The sequence below is a fragment of the Promicromonospora aerolata genome (assembly GCF_042682255.1).
Taxonomy (GTDB): domain Bacteria; phylum Actinomycetota; class Actinomycetes; order Actinomycetales; family Cellulomonadaceae; genus Promicromonospora; species Promicromonospora aerolata.
Genome location: NZ_JBHUHF010000001.1, coordinates 283,414 through 298,512, shown reverse-complemented (window position 1 = coordinate 298,512; position 15,099 = coordinate 283,414). Strand labels below are relative to the sequence as shown.

12 protein-coding genes and 2 pseudogenes are annotated in these 15,099 nt (G+C 65.8%); 2 read left to right on the top strand and 12 right to left on the bottom strand.

From position 1 onward, the window contains the following. Positions 1–14: 14 nt before the first annotated feature. The 4 genes and pseudogenes from ACFSL2_RS01400 to ACFSL2_RS01385 all read right to left on the bottom strand — a co-directional run. Positions 15–827, bottom strand: a pseudogene (locus ACFSL2_RS01400) (IS256 family transposase); the annotation flags it as partial. 10 nt (positions 828–837) lie between these two features. Further along, positions 838–2,043, bottom strand: a complete 1,206-nt coding sequence (locus ACFSL2_RS01395) for an IS30 family transposase (protein WP_377196115.1) — start codon at positions 2,041–2,043, stop codon at positions 838–840. 50 nt (positions 2,044–2,093) lie between these two features. Continuing rightward, positions 2,094–2,618: pseudogene (locus tag ACFSL2_RS01390) on the bottom strand (transposase); the annotation flags it as partial. Between the two features lie 39 nt (positions 2,619–2,657). Continuing rightward, positions 2,658–3,116, bottom strand: coding sequence for a hypothetical protein (locus tag ACFSL2_RS01385; protein WP_377196114.1), 459 nt, complete (start codon positions 3,114–3,116; stop codon positions 2,658–2,660). 475 nt (positions 3,117–3,591) lie between these two features. Between ACFSL2_RS01385 and ACFSL2_RS01380 the strand changes: the two genes are divergently transcribed. Continuing rightward, complete coding sequence (locus ACFSL2_RS01380) at positions 3,592–4,323, top strand: hypothetical protein (protein WP_377196113.1); 732 nt, start codon at positions 3,592–3,594, stop codon at positions 4,321–4,323. 32 nt (positions 4,324–4,355) lie between these two features. Here ACFSL2_RS01380 and ACFSL2_RS01375 read toward each other — a convergent pair whose 3' ends face one another. The 8 genes from ACFSL2_RS01375 to ACFSL2_RS01340 form a co-directional block, all read right to left on the bottom strand. Then, positions 4,356–5,438, bottom strand: a complete 1,083-nt coding sequence (locus tag ACFSL2_RS01375; RefSeq protein WP_377196112.1) for an AAA family ATPase — start codon at positions 5,436–5,438, stop codon at positions 4,356–4,358. A gap of 66 nt (positions 5,439–5,504) precedes the next feature. Beyond that, complete coding sequence (locus tag ACFSL2_RS01370; RefSeq protein ID WP_377196111.1) at positions 5,505–6,125, bottom strand: hypothetical protein; 621 nt, start codon at positions 6,123–6,125, stop codon at positions 5,505–5,507. Between the two features lie 45 nt (positions 6,126–6,170). Continuing rightward, the gene (locus ACFSL2_RS01365) at positions 6,171–6,482 is read right to left on the bottom strand and encodes a hypothetical protein (protein ID WP_377196110.1); all 312 of its coding nucleotides are present in this window, start codon (positions 6,480–6,482) and stop codon (positions 6,171–6,173) included. Positions 6,483–6,560: 78 nt separating this feature from the next. Then, positions 6,561–6,764, bottom strand: coding sequence for a hypothetical protein (locus ACFSL2_RS01360; protein ID WP_377183916.1), 204 nt, complete (start codon positions 6,762–6,764; stop codon positions 6,561–6,563). A 202-nt stretch (positions 6,765–6,966) separates the two neighbouring features. Further along, entirely contained in the window at positions 6,967–9,771 is a 2,805-nt protein-coding gene (locus ACFSL2_RS01355; RefSeq protein ID WP_377196109.1) for an AAA family ATPase, read from the bottom strand. A 563-nt stretch (positions 9,772–10,334) separates the two neighbouring features. After that, on the bottom strand, positions 10,335–10,766 hold the full coding sequence (locus ACFSL2_RS01350; protein ID WP_377196108.1) for a hypothetical protein: 432 nt from the start codon (positions 10,764–10,766) through the stop codon (positions 10,335–10,337). A gap of 207 nt (positions 10,767–10,973) precedes the next feature. Then, positions 10,974–12,728 (bottom strand): AAA family ATPase, encoded by a 1,755-nt coding sequence (locus ACFSL2_RS01345; protein ID WP_377196107.1) that lies wholly within the window; start codon positions 12,726–12,728, stop codon positions 10,974–10,976. Between the two features lie 292 nt (positions 12,729–13,020). Beyond that, entirely contained in the window at positions 13,021–13,275 is a 255-nt protein-coding gene (locus ACFSL2_RS01340; protein ID WP_377196106.1) for a hypothetical protein, read from the bottom strand. 287 nt (positions 13,276–13,562) lie between these two features. Here ACFSL2_RS01340 and ACFSL2_RS01335 point away from each other — a divergent pair. Continuing rightward, a protein-coding gene (locus ACFSL2_RS01335; protein WP_377196105.1) for an IS3 family transposase occupies positions 13,563–14,851 on the top strand; the annotation gives its coding sequence in 2 pieces (ribosomal slippage) (positions 13,563–13,836 and positions 13,836–14,851; 1,290 coding nt in all). The last annotated feature ends 248 nt before the right edge of the window (positions 14,852–15,099 follow it).

Sequence of the window (15,099 nt, the reverse complement as noted above, 5' to 3'; positions counted from 1 at the left end):
TGTAAATGGCCTGGTCAGTAGGTCAGGTAGGGGTTGATGCGCTCGGGGTAGGCGAGCGCGAGCTGGGCCAGGGCCTGCTTCCAGTTCGTGGTGACCTGGCCCTCGACGAGCCTGCCGGAGGCCTTACGCTTCTCGGCCGGCAGGCCGCGTTCCTTCGCCCGGTCGCGGGCGCGTTTGTCCTCGATGTTGCAGATCGCCAGCCACAGCAGCTTGCGCACCGCGTCGTCGGTCGGGAAATGACCACGGTTCTTGGTCACCTTCCGCAGCTGGTAGTTCAGCGACTCGATCGAGTTCGTCGTGTAGATCACCCGGCGCAGCTCGGGCGGGAACGCCAGGAACGGCGTGAACCGTTCCCACGCGGCCTTCCACGTCGCGATCGCGTGCGGGTACTTGCGCCCCAGCGGTGAGGCCTCGAACGCGTTCAGTGCCGCCTGCGCGGCCTGGTCGTTGGCGGCCGTGTAGATCGGCCTCAGGGCCGCGGTGACGGCCTTGCGATCGGTGTAGGACACGAACCGCATCGAGGCACGGATCAGGTGCACGACGCAGGTCTGGACCACGCTGTCGGGCCAGGTCGCCTCGATCGCCTCGGGGAACCCCTTGAGCCCGTCACAGCACACGATCAGCACGTCACGGACCCCGCGGTTGGCCAGATCGGCACAGACCGAGGCCCAGAACTTCGCGCCCTCGGTGTTCTCGATCCAGATCCCCAGCACGTGCTTGATGCCGTCGAGGTCAACCCCGACGGCGAGGTGCGCGGCCTTGTTGCGCACGTGCGCCCCGTCGCGGACCTTGACGATGATCGCGTCGAGGTAGACGACCGGGTAGAACGGGCAGTTTCTAACGAACGAAGCGAATGCTTGAGGTCTTGGCTCGTCTCGTTGATGTTCTCATGAGCTGGGCCGGGGTGCGGTCGTTCAGGCAGGCGCGTGGCCGGTCGTTGAGCTCGACGGCGACGGTGTCGAGGTGCTCCTGGGTGTGGACAGACAGGTCGGTGCCCTTGGGGAAGTACTGGCGCAGCAGGCCGTTGGTGTTCTCGTTGCTCGGCCTCTGCCAGGGTGAGTGCGGGTCTGCGAAGTAGATCCGCAGCCCGGTGGACTGCTCGATCCGTTCGTGCTGGAACAGCTCGTTACCCTGGTCCCAGGTCAGGGTCCGGCGCAGGTGCGGCGGCAGGGCGCTGAACGTCTCGACCAGCGCGTCAGCCACGACCGTCGCGGAGTGCCCGTCGGGCAGGGCGACGAGCATCGTGGTGCGGGTCTTGCGGTCGACCAGCGTCGCGATCGCTGATCGTTGACCTGCACCGATGATCAGGTCGCCTTCCCAGTGCCCGATCTGGGTGCGCGCCTCGACCGCGGCGGGACGGTCGTGGATCGACCGCATCGCGGTGTGCTGGCGCAGCGCCCCGTCCTTGGACCGCCCGCGCCCGCGCTGGTGGCGGTAGGTGCGTCCGGTGCGTAGCGGGGAGTCGCACTGCCGGGTCGTGGCCGGCAGGATGATGCGCCCGTGGTAGATCGCCTCGTAGATCGTCTCTGGGCAGATCCACCAGGCCGGCAGGTGCGGGTAGCGACGCCGTAGCCACCGGCTGATCTGGCCCGGGGACCACTTCTGCGCCAGCTGACAGGCCACGATCCGGGCCAGCTTCGGGTCCGTCTCCAGGACGCGCGGCTTGGGACGTCGCCTCCGGGTGAATGCCTGGTTGTGGGCGTACCAGGGCTGGTAGCGGCCGCCGGGCCTGCGGTTGCGGGCGATCTCCTTGTAGACGGACTGGTAGGACTTGCCGATCCGGGCGGCGATCGACTTGACCGCCTCTCCGACGGCGATCCCGTCGGCGATCTCGATCCGGTCGTCCTGGGACAGGTACCGCGAGCTGATCGGCTTCTCCTCGACGACGGTCATGCTGCCAGCGTCGATGTACCAGTTCGATCCGGACGACGCCGACACGCCGACCAGCGCGGCGGCCTTCTGGCCCGACATCCCCGATCGGATCAGCTCGAAGTAGCGGCGCTTCGTGTCTGATGACGCCTTGTTCCATGCCCAGCGAGGCATAGCGGATCCCTTCGGTCAGGATTCGCTTCGTTCGTTAGAAACTGCCACGGCTCCAGCGGCCGGTTCTGCCAGGCCATGACCTCCTCGAGGATCTCGTCGATGACGTTGCTGATCGTCTCGTGGGACAGCTCGGTCCCGATCGTGGTCGCGAGGTGGTGCTCGATGTCGCGGATCGTCATCCCGCCCGCGTAGAGGCTGATGATCATCTCGTCCAGCCCGCCCAGACGGCGCGCGCCCTTGGGCACGAGCATCGGAGTGAACGTCCCCTCCCGGTCCCGCGGCACGTCCAGGGCCACGTCCCCGACCTCGGTCGCGACCGTCTTGGGCGTGGTGCCGTTACGCGAGTTCGGGAAGTGCTTCGCGTCCGGGTCGCCCTTGTCGTAGCCGAGGTGATCGGCGAGCTCGACGTTCAGCCCCCGCTCGAGTGCCGCCTTGATCATCGCCGGCAGCATCCCGCCGTCCCCAGTGAGCTTGACCTCGCCCGCGTCGATCCGGGAGAACAACCCGTCCAACGCACCCGACGCGACCAGCTCGGCAGCCATCGCCGACGTCGCGTCCTGCTTCTCGTCCGTCATGGACATACATGCTCCTCTCGAAAGGCCCGTGATCAGGCCTTACACAGACAAGTTGACACCCCCCTCCAACCGTTTGCCGCCGACCCGCAGCCACGGAAAGCCGCCCGGCCGCGCGGCCAGCATCCGCCACAACGTCCTGCGACTTCTGGCACGAGCCCGCGACAAACGCCTCAAGACCCGCTCGTCGATGGAGTCCAGAGTCCGCCACAGCGTCGAGTCCGAACCGCACGACCCGAACGTGCCGGCATGGCCGGCGAGCATCCGCTCGACCTGCGACAAGTTTCTGGCCCCCGCAGCGATCGCCGACGCCGCACCCACCAGCACCGCCCCGCGGCAGATCCGCTCGACCCTGCCCGGCCCGAACACCTCCGAGATCCGAGCGGTCAGGCCGACAGCGTCGGCGGTCTTACGCAGCAGCACCACACCCGCGTTCGCGACCAGCCCTTTACCGTCCCCGGTCAGTTCCAAACGCGCATCCCACGCGGTAGTCTCGCCCACCAGAAAGGTGCTCCGATCCTCAGCCCGACACGTCCCTCGACAAGACGTATCGTGCCAGTTCAGAGCACCTTTCCTATGCCTTGACTCACCTCACCCACAAAGGATCGAGGCTAGCAGAAGGCCCCTCGCACGAGTTCGGCTCCGTGGCGCCTTCTGCCAGTGCGGGTAACCGCTGGACTCAACGAGCATCCGGCCAGTGACGAGCGCGAAGTCCTGTGACCCACCCCAAGGACCACTTGGAGGGCAGAACCGCCGTATGCCCATTCCTCACCAGATGCCGTAATTAGGTACGCCTGACTAGGACGGTATGGTTCGTCGCATGAGTGCACGCGCCGAGGGCGGCGGGTGTGGCCGACCTGCCCGGGATCAGCCTCCGCAAGCCTGGACTCCGAGAGCGCCCGAAGATTACATTGCCGCTGGCGTGCGACCTCGCCGCCCCTCGACCGGTCAAGCACGGGAATTTACGGTCGCCGTAATGGCCGGTATCGCCTCAATCATTGCGGCCCTCGCTGCGGGGTACTGGGGGATTCGAACCGCCCGCCAAGCTAGTGGAAATCCCGCAGGGGGTCCCGAAGCTGATGCAGCCGCATCAAATTTCGTTTCCGCAATTTTCGGCTTCTCCATCTCTCTGGCGACTGCAGTCGTTGTCGGCGGGTACATCATGCGTGCTATTGCCCTATACCAGGCCGACCGTCGCTACGACGAGGTCAGGACTCGAGTCCAGGCCGCCGAAGACGCCCTCCAGGTTGCCCTTGAGAGTCAAGACCAGAACTTGGCTCTCCAGCGCATCTGGGCTGTCGTGCACGAACGTCTTGAGCAGTACCATCAGGACGCACAGCGCCAGGGGCGAATCGCGTTCTCGCGGGCAATGGGCGCGATGAGCCTAGGATTTCTCATATTGGCAGCTTGTGTTGCCGCGACATTCTTTGCTACTTCTGCCATCGGTATCGTTGTGACAGGTTCCCTGGGTGCAATCAGCGCGGGTGTAGCCGGATACGTCTCGCAAACCTACCTCCGCGCGTACCAAGATTCGGCCATCCACCTACGTGCATACTTCGCTCAGCCGGTCGAGGCATCTAGATTCCTCTTCGCGGAGCGTGCCATCGCTGTATCCGGGCTTCCTGACGCTGACCGTGCCGAACTTATGAAGGTGCTCGTGCACGCGATGGTTGCGGGTGGTCTCGGCAAGGCATCCGAGACACAGTAGCCATCCCTCGGTCGGGTGGTGGTGCCAGAGACTCAAAAGTCGATCGAGCGCTTCTGGGGGCGGCGCAGGACGACGGAGACGGCTGTCGGCCGCTCGTCGTCCTCGGCCTTGTCTTCGTCGTCACGGGTGTCGACGGGCTCGAACGCGCCGGTCGAGAGGAGGTAGCCGCCCTTGGTCGGCACGGCGTCGCGCATGCGGAACCGCAGGCCTGCACGGAGGTCCCAGTCGGTGATCAACTGTGTGCTGTCGCGGTCGAACAGGTCGACAGGGCCGGTCAGGACGTCGGTGTCGCCGTCGTCCCACGTCACGTGGGCCTCGACGTAGGAACCCGTGCGCTCCGTACGCTTGATGTTGAGGTCACCGAGCACCTCGGCGAACGGCTCCCCCAGGCGCAGCTCGAAGGCGACGGCCCGGAGGTGGTCGAAGTTGACGTCGTACTTTCGGGCAAAGTCGACGACCTCGTCCACCTCTGCGCCGGAGATCCCGGGGACATGGTTGCGCAGGTAGGTGGCGACCGTCGCAGGCTCCGGGTAGGCGAACCGCATGTGGTAGTGGAACCGGCCAGGACGGTTGAGCATGTAGTCGTTGACGCGGCTCAGCTCGTTGACCGAGAGGACGTAGAGGCGCTTGGTCACGCTCAGCCCGTCGAACAGGCTCAGGAACTGGTTCTGCGACTCGGCGTCCCCCTCGCTGGCGAACACCTTCTCGAACTCGTCGAAGACGACGACAGCCTCGCCGAGCTCGTCGAGGAACGACCCGAGCCCTGGCGTGGAGTGCTGCACGAGGACCGTCGGAAGCCGGTGCAGCTCGCGCATCTGCTCGGCGAGCATGCGGATCATCAGGCTCTTGCCCATGCCCTTGTCGCCGGAGAGGATGACCCCAAGAGACCTGTCCATCGCCCCGTAGCCGGTGACGATCCGCCGCACGCGGGAGGCATGGTTGCCGTAGATGGTCTCCTCGCCGGGGGCGAGCGGCTCGGCCTCGTGCAGGCTGTAGCCGCTCATCTGCGAGAACGCGATCGTGTAGGTGGCCACGGGCAGATCGTCGAAGGTCTGCACTGAGTCGTCGTAGAGCCGGAAAGCACCGCCGGAGGCGACGATCGTGGATGCGGGCATGGACGAGGTCTCGCTTTCGCTGGATCGTGGGGTGTAAGTGGTAGTACGGCTCCCGGGTCCAGGCGCTCAGCAGATCGGCAGCGAACCGCTGGCCGGTCGGTAGGCGCCATCGCGCTCGTCGAGCGCGGACTCCGTGAGGGTGACGGTGGCCGGCATGAGGAATGTCGCGACGAGCGCGGCCAGTCTCTGCTCGTCGCAGAGCACGCTGCTGGGGATTGCCCCAGTTGCACCGAAGAACTGCTCGGCACGCTCGACGAGGCTGGCGGTGCGGGCCACCCGGTCGGGGAAGTGCTCGGCGACGACCTGGCCTCGGCCGTACTCGGTGACGACCGAGTAGAGCACCCGGGGAGCGGCGCTCCTCTTCTCGGTGGTGCTCACGTACAGCTGCACGCCCCATGCGCGGCAGAGCGTCGCGATGGCGTTGACGACCACGTCGGGATCGGCCGGCCACTGTGCGACGTGCGCCCGATGGAGCTCGTGGATGTGGGCAGCGCGCTCGGAGGTGATCGTGCCGGCCAGGGTGTCGGAGGCGGCGAGGACCCCGACGCCCGCGCTCAGGCGCTGCTCGGGGGTCGCATAGTGGTCGTGGAAGACGACCCGGTCGTCGCGACAGACGATGAGGTCGTAGGTCGTCCGGGAGCTTCGGTCGGGCTCGGCGGAGTCGGCCCGTGTTCTGGTGGTGGTCATGGTTCGCTCCCTTCGAGGCTCCACCTGGTGGTTCGTGGTCAGCGTTCAGGCGACAGGCTCACCGAGTCCGGCGATGTAGGCGCGGACCCACGATGGCGTCAGACGGGGGCCGAACCGCTCGGGATCGACCACACGGACCTGGATCGGATTCCCGTTCTTGTCATTCCCGGGCAGAGTCGCATAGACCGATTCGCTGAACTCGTTCCCGATGAATGTCATGACATGTCGACAGCGGCCATTTTGGCAGGCGCAGACGGGAAACGGCAGGTCTTCTCCGTACTGGAAAGTGACGTGGTAGGCGAACTGTCCAGCGGCGCCGCGCTCCTTGCGAATCTTCCCGAGAATCGTCGCCATCATTCACTCTCCGTCGCTCTCAAACCTCTTCGGGCAGGGAATACCACTCGCCGCGTGGCCCGACTGCGTTACGACGGTGGATCACGCCGTCACGGGCATGTCCACGATGGCCTTTCCTTCGGCAGGACCGCAGAGCATTCGGCTCTGGAAAGCGCCAGCTTCGTGCCCGTCGTCAAATCTCACGACGTACGCGTCACCTGTGATGCGCTTGACGACGGTTGCGCACTGCCAACCGATTTCCTCACCCTTTTCCCAGCGAGGAGTCATGACGACGATCTCAGGCATTCCTCATTCACTCCCTCCGGGTTTTTGCATGCCGAATGGTTGCGGCCTGGTGGCCGTCACAGCCCGTCCGGCGCACACCGCAGGCGGCCGCTGTACACCTGGGACCTGCACGGTCTCGATTCATGGACCGGCCGACGCGGACGCGGGCGCTCCGTTTCGTGGTGCGAGCGGGCGCCCGCGTCCGTGGGGTAGCGGCGGTCGATCAGTCGGCCTGGCCGACCACGGCACCGTCATCGACGGCACCAGTCCCGGCTGCGTCGTCGTTGCTGTCATCGTCGAGGAGATCCGGGTCGATACCTTGCGCCCGTAGCGTGTTCTTCTTGTCGCGCTCGGTGAGGGCGTTGACGATCCGCTCGTAGCTGCTCTGGATCGGCGGGTTCTTCGCCGTTCCGTAGGACAGGACGTACTGGCTGTTCATCGCGCGGGTGAACGCCACGTAGAACATCCGCTTTGTGTCCTGGCTCATGGTCGTGTCTTCCTTGTAGAGGACGACGACGTTGTCGAACTCGAGGCCCTTGGCTCCGTGGATCGTCGAGACTACTAGGTCGGCCTTGGTCTCGAGGTTCTTCCGCTTGCGCTCCTGGTTCTTCTGCTTGTTGATGTTCAGCTTCTTCTGGGTGCGCTGGATCTCGAAGGACAGAAGGTTGTCGCGGAGCCGGTCGAAGAACGTCTCATGCGGCAGGGCGCCCTGGTTGCAGAGCGCGACCCACCCGTTGATGGTCGGGCTGTTCTCGATCCACCATTCGGAGATAGCGCGCAGGATCGCCTTCTCGACGTTCGGACTGCCTGCATTCTTCGTCAGCTTGTCCATGTTGTCCTTGATCCCCTGGGAGACCACGAACGCGGCGTTGCCCGGCAGGACCTGCAGGACGTCGTTCCAGTAGAGCTTGATGTACTTCGAGAAGATGTCCGTGGAGTAGACCCGCTCGCTGACGAGAGAGGCCACGTGCCGGCTCGGGTACTTCTTCTCGAGCGCCTCCTGGATCACCGCCACCTCACGGCGCGAGTAGGCCAGGAAGGCGACCTGCTCGCCCCGGTCGAGGCACTCGTCCACGTACTGGGGCACGACGACGTTACGCACGAGCGGCTGCAGGTCCTGGTTGACGAAGTCCCTGAGCCGGGTGACCTCGTGGTGGTCCAGCGTGACCTTCTGCTGGAACGAGTCCGCCGTGGGAGCCACGAGCGAGTTCGCCTGCAGCTGGATGTTCGCGAACTGGTTGGTCTCCAGCCCGCCGAGCACGACGTTGGCGAAGTCCAGGATCTCCTGGTTGCTTCGGTAGTTCGTCGTGAGCCTGAAGGTCGCGAAGACCCCAGAGCCCTCCAGCGTGTTGAGCGCTCTCGGGTTCGCCGATCGGAACTCGTACAGGGTCTGCGAGGCGTCACCGACGATGAACAGGCTCTGCGCGTGCTTGGTGATGTACTTCAGCAGGTAGATGAACTCGAAGACCGAGTTGTCCTGGACCTCGTCGATGATGAGGTACTGCGACTGGACGTGCGCGGGCTCGGCCATGTCGTCGATCCGCTGGTAGCAGATGATGATCTGCAGCTCCAGCGAGGTCTGCTGGATGCGGTTGAGCAGCGCGATCACCGCGTCGAAGTGGATCTCGACGAAGGTGTTCAGCGCCGTGAACGCACCGGTCTTGTTCTGGTCGACCTCCAGCAGGCGGGTGCGGAACTGTGCTGCGAGCTGGTTGTTCGGGTAGAAGATGTCGATCGAGTTGATGATCGTGTCGATCGCGGAGACCTTGTGGGTCGGGTGATTGAGCGCGTAGATGTCGATGATCTTCCGGGCGATGGTCATCGAGCCGACGTTCGGGTTCTTCTCCGTGATGTTGTCGGCCGCGGCGTTGGTGAACGACAGCACCGTGATGTCGCCGGCGGGGACCCCGCAGGCCTCGAGGTACTTGATGCGCTCGAGGATCACGGTGGACTTGCCTGTCCCGGCACCGGCCTGGGTCATGACCAGCGGCTCGTGCGTGGTCAGGGCGTCGAGCTGCTGCTTGGACAGGTGCGCCGGCAGCGCCGGGGGCGAGGCCGGAGCCGCGGGAACGGTCAGCTGGGGCTTCATCTGCTCGAGGTGGCCGAGCGTGTGGTTCATCAGCAGGCTGAGGTTCTGCTTCGAGAGCGTCGCGGCGACCTGGTCGGAGAAGGTCTGCTCAAGCGTCCGGTGGATCGAGCGGTAGGCCTCGAGCGGGACGTTGTAGTTCTCCAGGTAGCGCAGCTGGACGGCGAGCATGTTCAGTTGGTCCTGGGTCGGGCTCGCGGGCATGTCGGCGATGTACCGGCAGACCTCGTCGGCGATCGCCTCGGAGTCCCAGATCTCGGCCAGGCGCGTGATGCGCTCGTAGATCGGGTACGCACGCAGCCACTCGTCGAGGTCGTCGAGGTTGGACCCGGTCAGCCCGGCGCGAGCCAGCATCTCTTCGACGAACTCGCGGGCGTTCTCCAGCGGGCTGGTGTCCCACTGGAGGAGCACCGCGGCGTCGTGGTTGCCGTAGCCGGCCGTGGGCGAGACCAAGGTCGCGCGCTCCGGCTCGGGGAGGCCCTTCTTGAAGAAGTACAGCTCCATCCGGTACTGGATGACGAGGTCACGCGTGGGCCTGTCTCCCGACTTGTCCTCGTAGAGCATGAGCGCCTGCGGGGTCATGTCGAGCAAGACGTCCCAGTCGTCGTGCCGGCTGGTGGTGGTGTCCACGACGAAGCGGTCGTCGACGTGCGGAGCCGGGAGCGTGAACGACCCGCCGGCGTTCAGGGCGCGGCGGGTGATCGGCGCGAGCGGGATGGACGACGTCGTGATGTCGTGCTGCGTCGAGCTCTGCTTGACCTCGATGTCGTTGCCCAGGGCGTAGGCCGTGTTGGTCGCGGTGTTGATCGGCAGCAGGCTCTCGTTGAGCAGGCCGGTCTTCTTGCCGGACCCGGTCAACTTCGAGGAGAAGAACTTCGGGTCGGCGGCCTTGTGGGTGACGGCGGCCGTCGAGAGGTCGATGTCATCGAGCAGGATAGGCATGATGTCGTCTTTCGTCAGCCGGGTAGTGGGGTGGGATCGAGAGAAGAGGAAGTCGGTCGGCACAGCCGTTCTGACCAGAGCCGGATGGTCGATCGACCGCTGCACGGCGAGCATCGGCCGCGGTCGCATATCCGGGTCATGGGTGCAGGTGCGAACACGGACGGGGCTCTCGTCAGCCGACGAGCCCCGTCCGTGTTCCTCTCAACCCAACCCGTCAGGGGCCGTGAGGCCCCTGAGTCCGGGGTCTGTGGCGCAGCCACACCCCGGACACCACGCGCTACCCAGGCACGTGGTCGTTCATCAGCGGAGCTTCTCTCCTGGGGTAAGCGCCGGCAGGGACCGTCGGCCTCAGGTGCCCAGGAGAGGCCGAGACGAGGGATCCGTCTGGATCGACCTCGTTCAGCCCGAGCATGATGCCCATATCGTGCAGCTCGTCCGTGCTCCGGGCGTGGACGACGAGGTTGTTCAGGCGGCGGCGAGCTTCGTAGCCGGCTGATGGTGCTGAGCGGCCATGGCAGGCACGGGTGTCCTACGTCCCGTGCGACGCGGGGCGCCGAGCTGCCCTACATCAGCAGCAGTGCCGGCTCCTCGGACCACTGCATCGTGACGGTGCTGAAACGCTTGACATGGGCGTGAACCGCGTACCGCCAGACCTCGTCCGTGGTCGCGTCGTACGTCTTGGTGCCGGTCGCGTAGATCGTGGGCCCGTGATCGCTGTGCACCGGACCGAGCAAGGCCAGGACGTCTGCCAGTTCCCCGCGTTCGTCCTCGTTCAGCGGCAGGTACGCCATGAACACGGGCTCCACGTCGTTACGCGCCTGCACGGGCTCGTCCGGCTGGTCCAGGCTGGAGACCCACCCGAACCGGTCGGCGCTGCCGAACTCGATGGCTTCGTTGGTCCAGACCTCGGCAGTCGCGTACACCACCAGATACCCGTGCTTGGGCAGCAGGTCCAGCGTGAGAGCGTCCTCGGGACGCACATGGTGCTTCGACATCTTCTTCTCTCCGCTCTCGGGTGCGTAACGGTTACGCGGTGTTGACGGGCAGCCCGGTCAGGTCCCGGGGGGCACCATGCGCTCCAGCACCACCTCGTCCAGCGGACGCACCAGCCACGTCGATGAGGTGGCGGGCACACCCAGAGCGCCCCTCCCCCCGGTGTGCCGGAGAAGGGACGCTCAGCGCGATGCCCGGCTGGTGCTCGATCAGTCGTCCGACGCGGGCGAGGGCATGCTGACGGCCTGGGCCGTGAGCAGCCGGTCCTCGATCCAGGTGCGCACGGCCTTGCGGGCAGGTCGCGCGCCCTGGGAGTCGACGTAGGTCGTCTCGGCAAGGGCATGCAGCTCGTCGTCGGGCATCTTCGCGGGCAGGGCGCTGGCGAGGCGCGTGTTGACCTGAAGGATCCGCTCCCGTTCGGCGGCGTAGTCCGTCGCGACGATCTCCCGGTAGGTCGCTTCGCTGATGGGGTTGAACCCGAGAACGAGGGAGAACCGTCCCAGCAGCTCGGCGTCGAAGTGATCCGCCAGGGCCTTGACGAGGCTCTGGTGCGAGATCGTCGTGGGTTCGGAACCGAACCCGACAGTCTTACCGCTGAGGGACTCGCGTGCTGCGTTGGTGGTGGCCACGATGATCGCCTTGGAGAAGTCGATGGCCCTGCCTCGGCTGGTCTTGATCGAGCCCTCGTCGAGGGCGGACAGGAACAGGCGCTGCACTGAGCTGTCGCACTTCTCGAACTCGTCCAGGAGGATCAGCCGGTGCGGGTTGGACTCCAGGGTGTCGAACGGGAGCTCGGCGTTGGAGTCGTAGCCGACGTATCCGGCCGGCGACCCGATGATGCGGGCCATGGCGGCCGGCGAGTTGTACTCGGTCATGTTGAGGATGATCGGGTCCTGGTCGGTGGTGTGACGGGCGACCATCTTCGCCGTCTGGGTCTTTCCGACGCCGGAGGCGCCAGCGAACATCCACGCGATCGGGGTGGTGCGCGGGAAGAGGTTCAGCTCCTCGCGCGCGAGCCGGTCGACGAGCTGGTCCAGGACCTGGTCCTGCCCCTGGATGCTCTGCTTGAGGCTGGCCTCTAGCTCCTGCACGTCGAACGTGTGCTTGACGGCGTTGCCGGTGAGCAGACGCCTGGCGACTGCGAGAACCCTGGTCTCGGTGAGCGGGACGTTCGGGGTGGCTTGCAGCACCTGAGCGACAGGGTTCGGGCCGGCGGCCTGCGCTTGGGTGGTGATGCGCTTCTGCTCCAGCACACGATCGGCCATCGCCCGGTCGAGCAGCGTGATGGCGTTGTCAGGTCGGTGGGACCCGGCTCGTGAGTTCTGGTCGGCGATGCGGACGACCTCCTTGAGGACGTTGTCGTCCACGGTGATCTGGTGCTGGTAGTGCGCTACCAGACCGGCACGTACGGTACCGAGCACCTCGAGGGTCTGGGGCGCGGTGAGCTCGTCGACGACCAGTCGGGAGAAGCGGCGGCTGAAGGCCGGGTCGTTGTCGAGATCGCGCGATTCCTGACTCGTGGTCGCACCGATGACGCGCAGGTCACCGCGGGCGAGGGCAGGCTTGAGGATCTGTGCGATCTTCGAGTAGCTCGGGTCGCGGCCGGAGACCAGGAGGTGGATCTCGTCCATGAACAGGACGACCTTGTTCCTGGGGTTCCGTGCGTACTCGACGACGTCTTTGACCTTCGCCTCCAGGGTGCCGACGATGCCGGACCCCGCGACGAGGTCGGAGATCGGCAGTTCGAAGACCGTGTGGCCCTTGAGCTGGTCCGGGATCAGCGTGTCGCCCAGTTCGATGCGGCGGGCGATGTCCTCGACGATCTTTGTCTTGCCGACGCCTGCGGCACCGATGAGCAGCGCGTTGCTCTTGGTCTTGCCGATGAGGACGGCCAGCGTCTGCTCGATGAGCGTGTCGCGGAACCGGGTCGGGTCGGCATTCTTGAAGCGCTCGTTGTAGTTCACGAGCATCTCTTCGACAGCATCGCCGATGCTGTTGCCGCCCGAAGGCGGCCCTGCGGGCGGGAGCCTTGTCGGGAGACCACCTGACGACGAGCCGGCACCGTTGGTCGCGTCGTCTTCGGAACCATCCGGTGTGAAGTTGGCGAGTCCCATCGCGGGGCTCCTCTCTGGGCATGGCTGGGCAGTTGGGTGGGCTGTGGTGAGATCTGTGTGGCGGGCGCTGCCTGCAAGGTGTCGCCGATGCGGGCCCGTGCGGCGGTGCATGATGCACTGGGCTCGGGTCGTCATTCCGCGGCTATCGGGCGACCTTGTTCCCGGTCACGGTGAACTGGTCGCCGTAGAGCAGCCGCAAAGACGTGTAGGCGTCGCGGGTCTCGCTCGTGTGGTCGCGGAAGTCGATCTCGTCGAGGTTCTGGTCGACCCAGATCAGACCGTCCGCGGCCACACTCATATACCTGGCAGCCGACGCGCTCTCGCGGCGGGCCGCCCTGAAGGCGTCCATCAAGGCGCGCTCGGCGCGCCGACGCTCGTCCTCGGCGATGACGGGCACCTGGCCCGCCTCGATCGTCAGGTCGGGCTCGCGCTCACTGGGATCGCCCAGGTAGCCGAGCCGCCGACGGAGCCGGGACAGGTCGGCATCCTCGTCGTCGGTCTGGGTCTGAAGATGCCAAGGCTGGAGCTCGGCGAGCAGATTTCTCGGGTTCTGCGTGTCGAGCCACCGTGCGATATCGGCTCGTTCCGTGTCGGTGGCAGTCTCGGCGACCGCACCGATAGCGGCCAGCCTGAACCGGCCCGGGTTTGATGCCGCTGCTGTTTGAGTCCGAGAGGATGAACAGCATGCCGAAGAAGATCGATCCCCAGCTGCGTGCGAGGTGCGTGCGACTGGTGCGCGAGCACCAGCAGGAGTACCCCACCCTGACCGCGGCGGTGACAGCGGTAGCCCGTCAGGAAGGTGTCTCGAAGGAGTCGGTGCGGCGTTGGCTGGCCCAGGCTGACGTCGACGACGGAACCCGGCCCGGTGTCACCAGCGAGGAGTCCGCAGAGGTCAGACGGTTGAAAGCCGAGGTCAAGCGGTTGCGGGAGGACAACGAGATCCTGCGGAAGGCCTCGATTTTCTTCGCGGGGGAGCTCGACCCCCGAAACCGCTGACCTGCGCGTTCATCGACGAGATGAGGAGCCAGGGCTACGCAGTCGAGTCGATCCTCCGCGTCCTGCACCAGCAGGGCCTGCCGATCGCTGCGAGGACCTACCGGGCCTGGAAGCGCCCGACCCACATCGCGGACCGCACGATCACCGACGCCGTGGTCGAGGACAAGATCCGCGACCTCGCGTGGACGTTCAACGACGTCACCGGGCGCAAGCAGATGACTCCGGAGGGCCTGTACGGGCGGCGGAAGTGGCTCGCCCTGCTGCGCCGCCAGCACGGCCTGGCCGGCACGTCCCGTGGCGCGGTCGACCGGGCGATGCGGACCCTGGGCCTTCAGGGTGTCGTCCGGGCGAAGAGACTACGAACCACCATCGCGAGCCCGGACGGGAAACGTGCCGGTGACCTGCTGAGCCGCGACTTCACGGCCCCTGCACCCAACCGTGTATGGGTCACCGACTTCACCTACGTCCGCACCTGGGCCGGGTTCGTCTACGTCGCGTTCGTCCTGGACGTGTTCGCCCAGCGGATCGTGGGCTGGCACGCCAGCTCCAGCAAGAAGGTCGAGCTGGTCATGACCCCGCTGCGGATCGCGCTGTGGCAACGCGAGAGAGATGGAAACCCCGTTTCACCTGGGAGTTTGATCCATCACAGCGATGCCGGGTCTCAATACACAGCGATTCGCCTGACCGAGCACCTCGCCCTGGAAGGCATCAACCCGTCGATCGGAACCGTAGGCGACGCCTACGACAACGCCCTCATGGAGACCATCAACGGCCTCTACAAGGCCGAGTGCATCCGCACCACCGTGTTCCACGCCGGCCCTTACCGCACCCTCGCGGACGTCGAGTACGCGACCGCCGGCTGGGTCGACTGGTACAACAACCGACGCCTCCACGGCACCCTTGGGATGCTCACCCCGATAGAGTTCGAAACGCTCCACTACCAGGCCCTCACCCGAGAGCCCGAACCCGCAAAGTAGCGGCAAGGAACCCGGGCCGGTTCAGCCTGGCTTCCCCGAACGGGCGCCTCGTGAGCAAACCGATCGCACCTTCGAGGGTGTCGATCCGGCCGGTGGCCCGTTGGATACGAGGCGAGAGGTCGTAGCGGTACGGGATCGGTGCTCCGAATTCCCAGATGCTTTGGCGGATCTCACGCATCAGGTCCAGGATGAGTCGTTCAGCCGCTGTGACGGTCTCTCGCTCTGCGTCGCGAGGTGATCTGACCATG

What these genes read in the sequence shown, in the direction of transcription:
- ACFSL2_RS01395 (WP_377196115.1), bottom strand. Translation starts at nt 2,043, where the DNA reads ATGCCTCGCTGGGCATGGAACAAGGCGTCATCAGACACGAAGCGCCGC.
- ACFSL2_RS01380 (WP_377196113.1), top strand. Translation starts at nt 3,592, where the DNA reads ATGGCCGGTATCGCCTCAATCATTGCGGCCCTCGCTGCGGGGTACTGG.
- ACFSL2_RS01375 (WP_377196112.1), bottom strand. Translation starts at nt 5,438, where the DNA reads ATGCCCGCATCCACGATCGTCGCCTCCGGCGGTGCTTTCCGGCTCTAC.
- ACFSL2_RS01370 (WP_377196111.1), bottom strand. Translation starts at nt 6,125, where the DNA reads ATGACCACCACCAGAACACGGGCCGACTCCGCCGAGCCCGACCGAAGC.
- ACFSL2_RS01365 (WP_377196110.1), bottom strand. Translation starts at nt 6,482, where the DNA reads ATGATGGCGACGATTCTCGGGAAGATTCGCAAGGAGCGCGGCGCCGCT.
- ACFSL2_RS01360 (WP_377183916.1), bottom strand. Translation starts at nt 6,764, where the DNA reads ATGCCTGAGATCGTCGTCATGACTCCTCGCTGGGAAAAGGGTGAGGAA.
- ACFSL2_RS01355 (WP_377196109.1), bottom strand. Translation starts at nt 9,771, where the DNA reads ATGCCTATCCTGCTCGATGACATCGACCTCTCGACGGCCGCCGTCACC.
- ACFSL2_RS01350 (WP_377196108.1), bottom strand. Translation starts at nt 10,766, where the DNA reads ATGTCGAAGCACCATGTGCGTCCCGAGGACGCTCTCACGCTGGACCTG.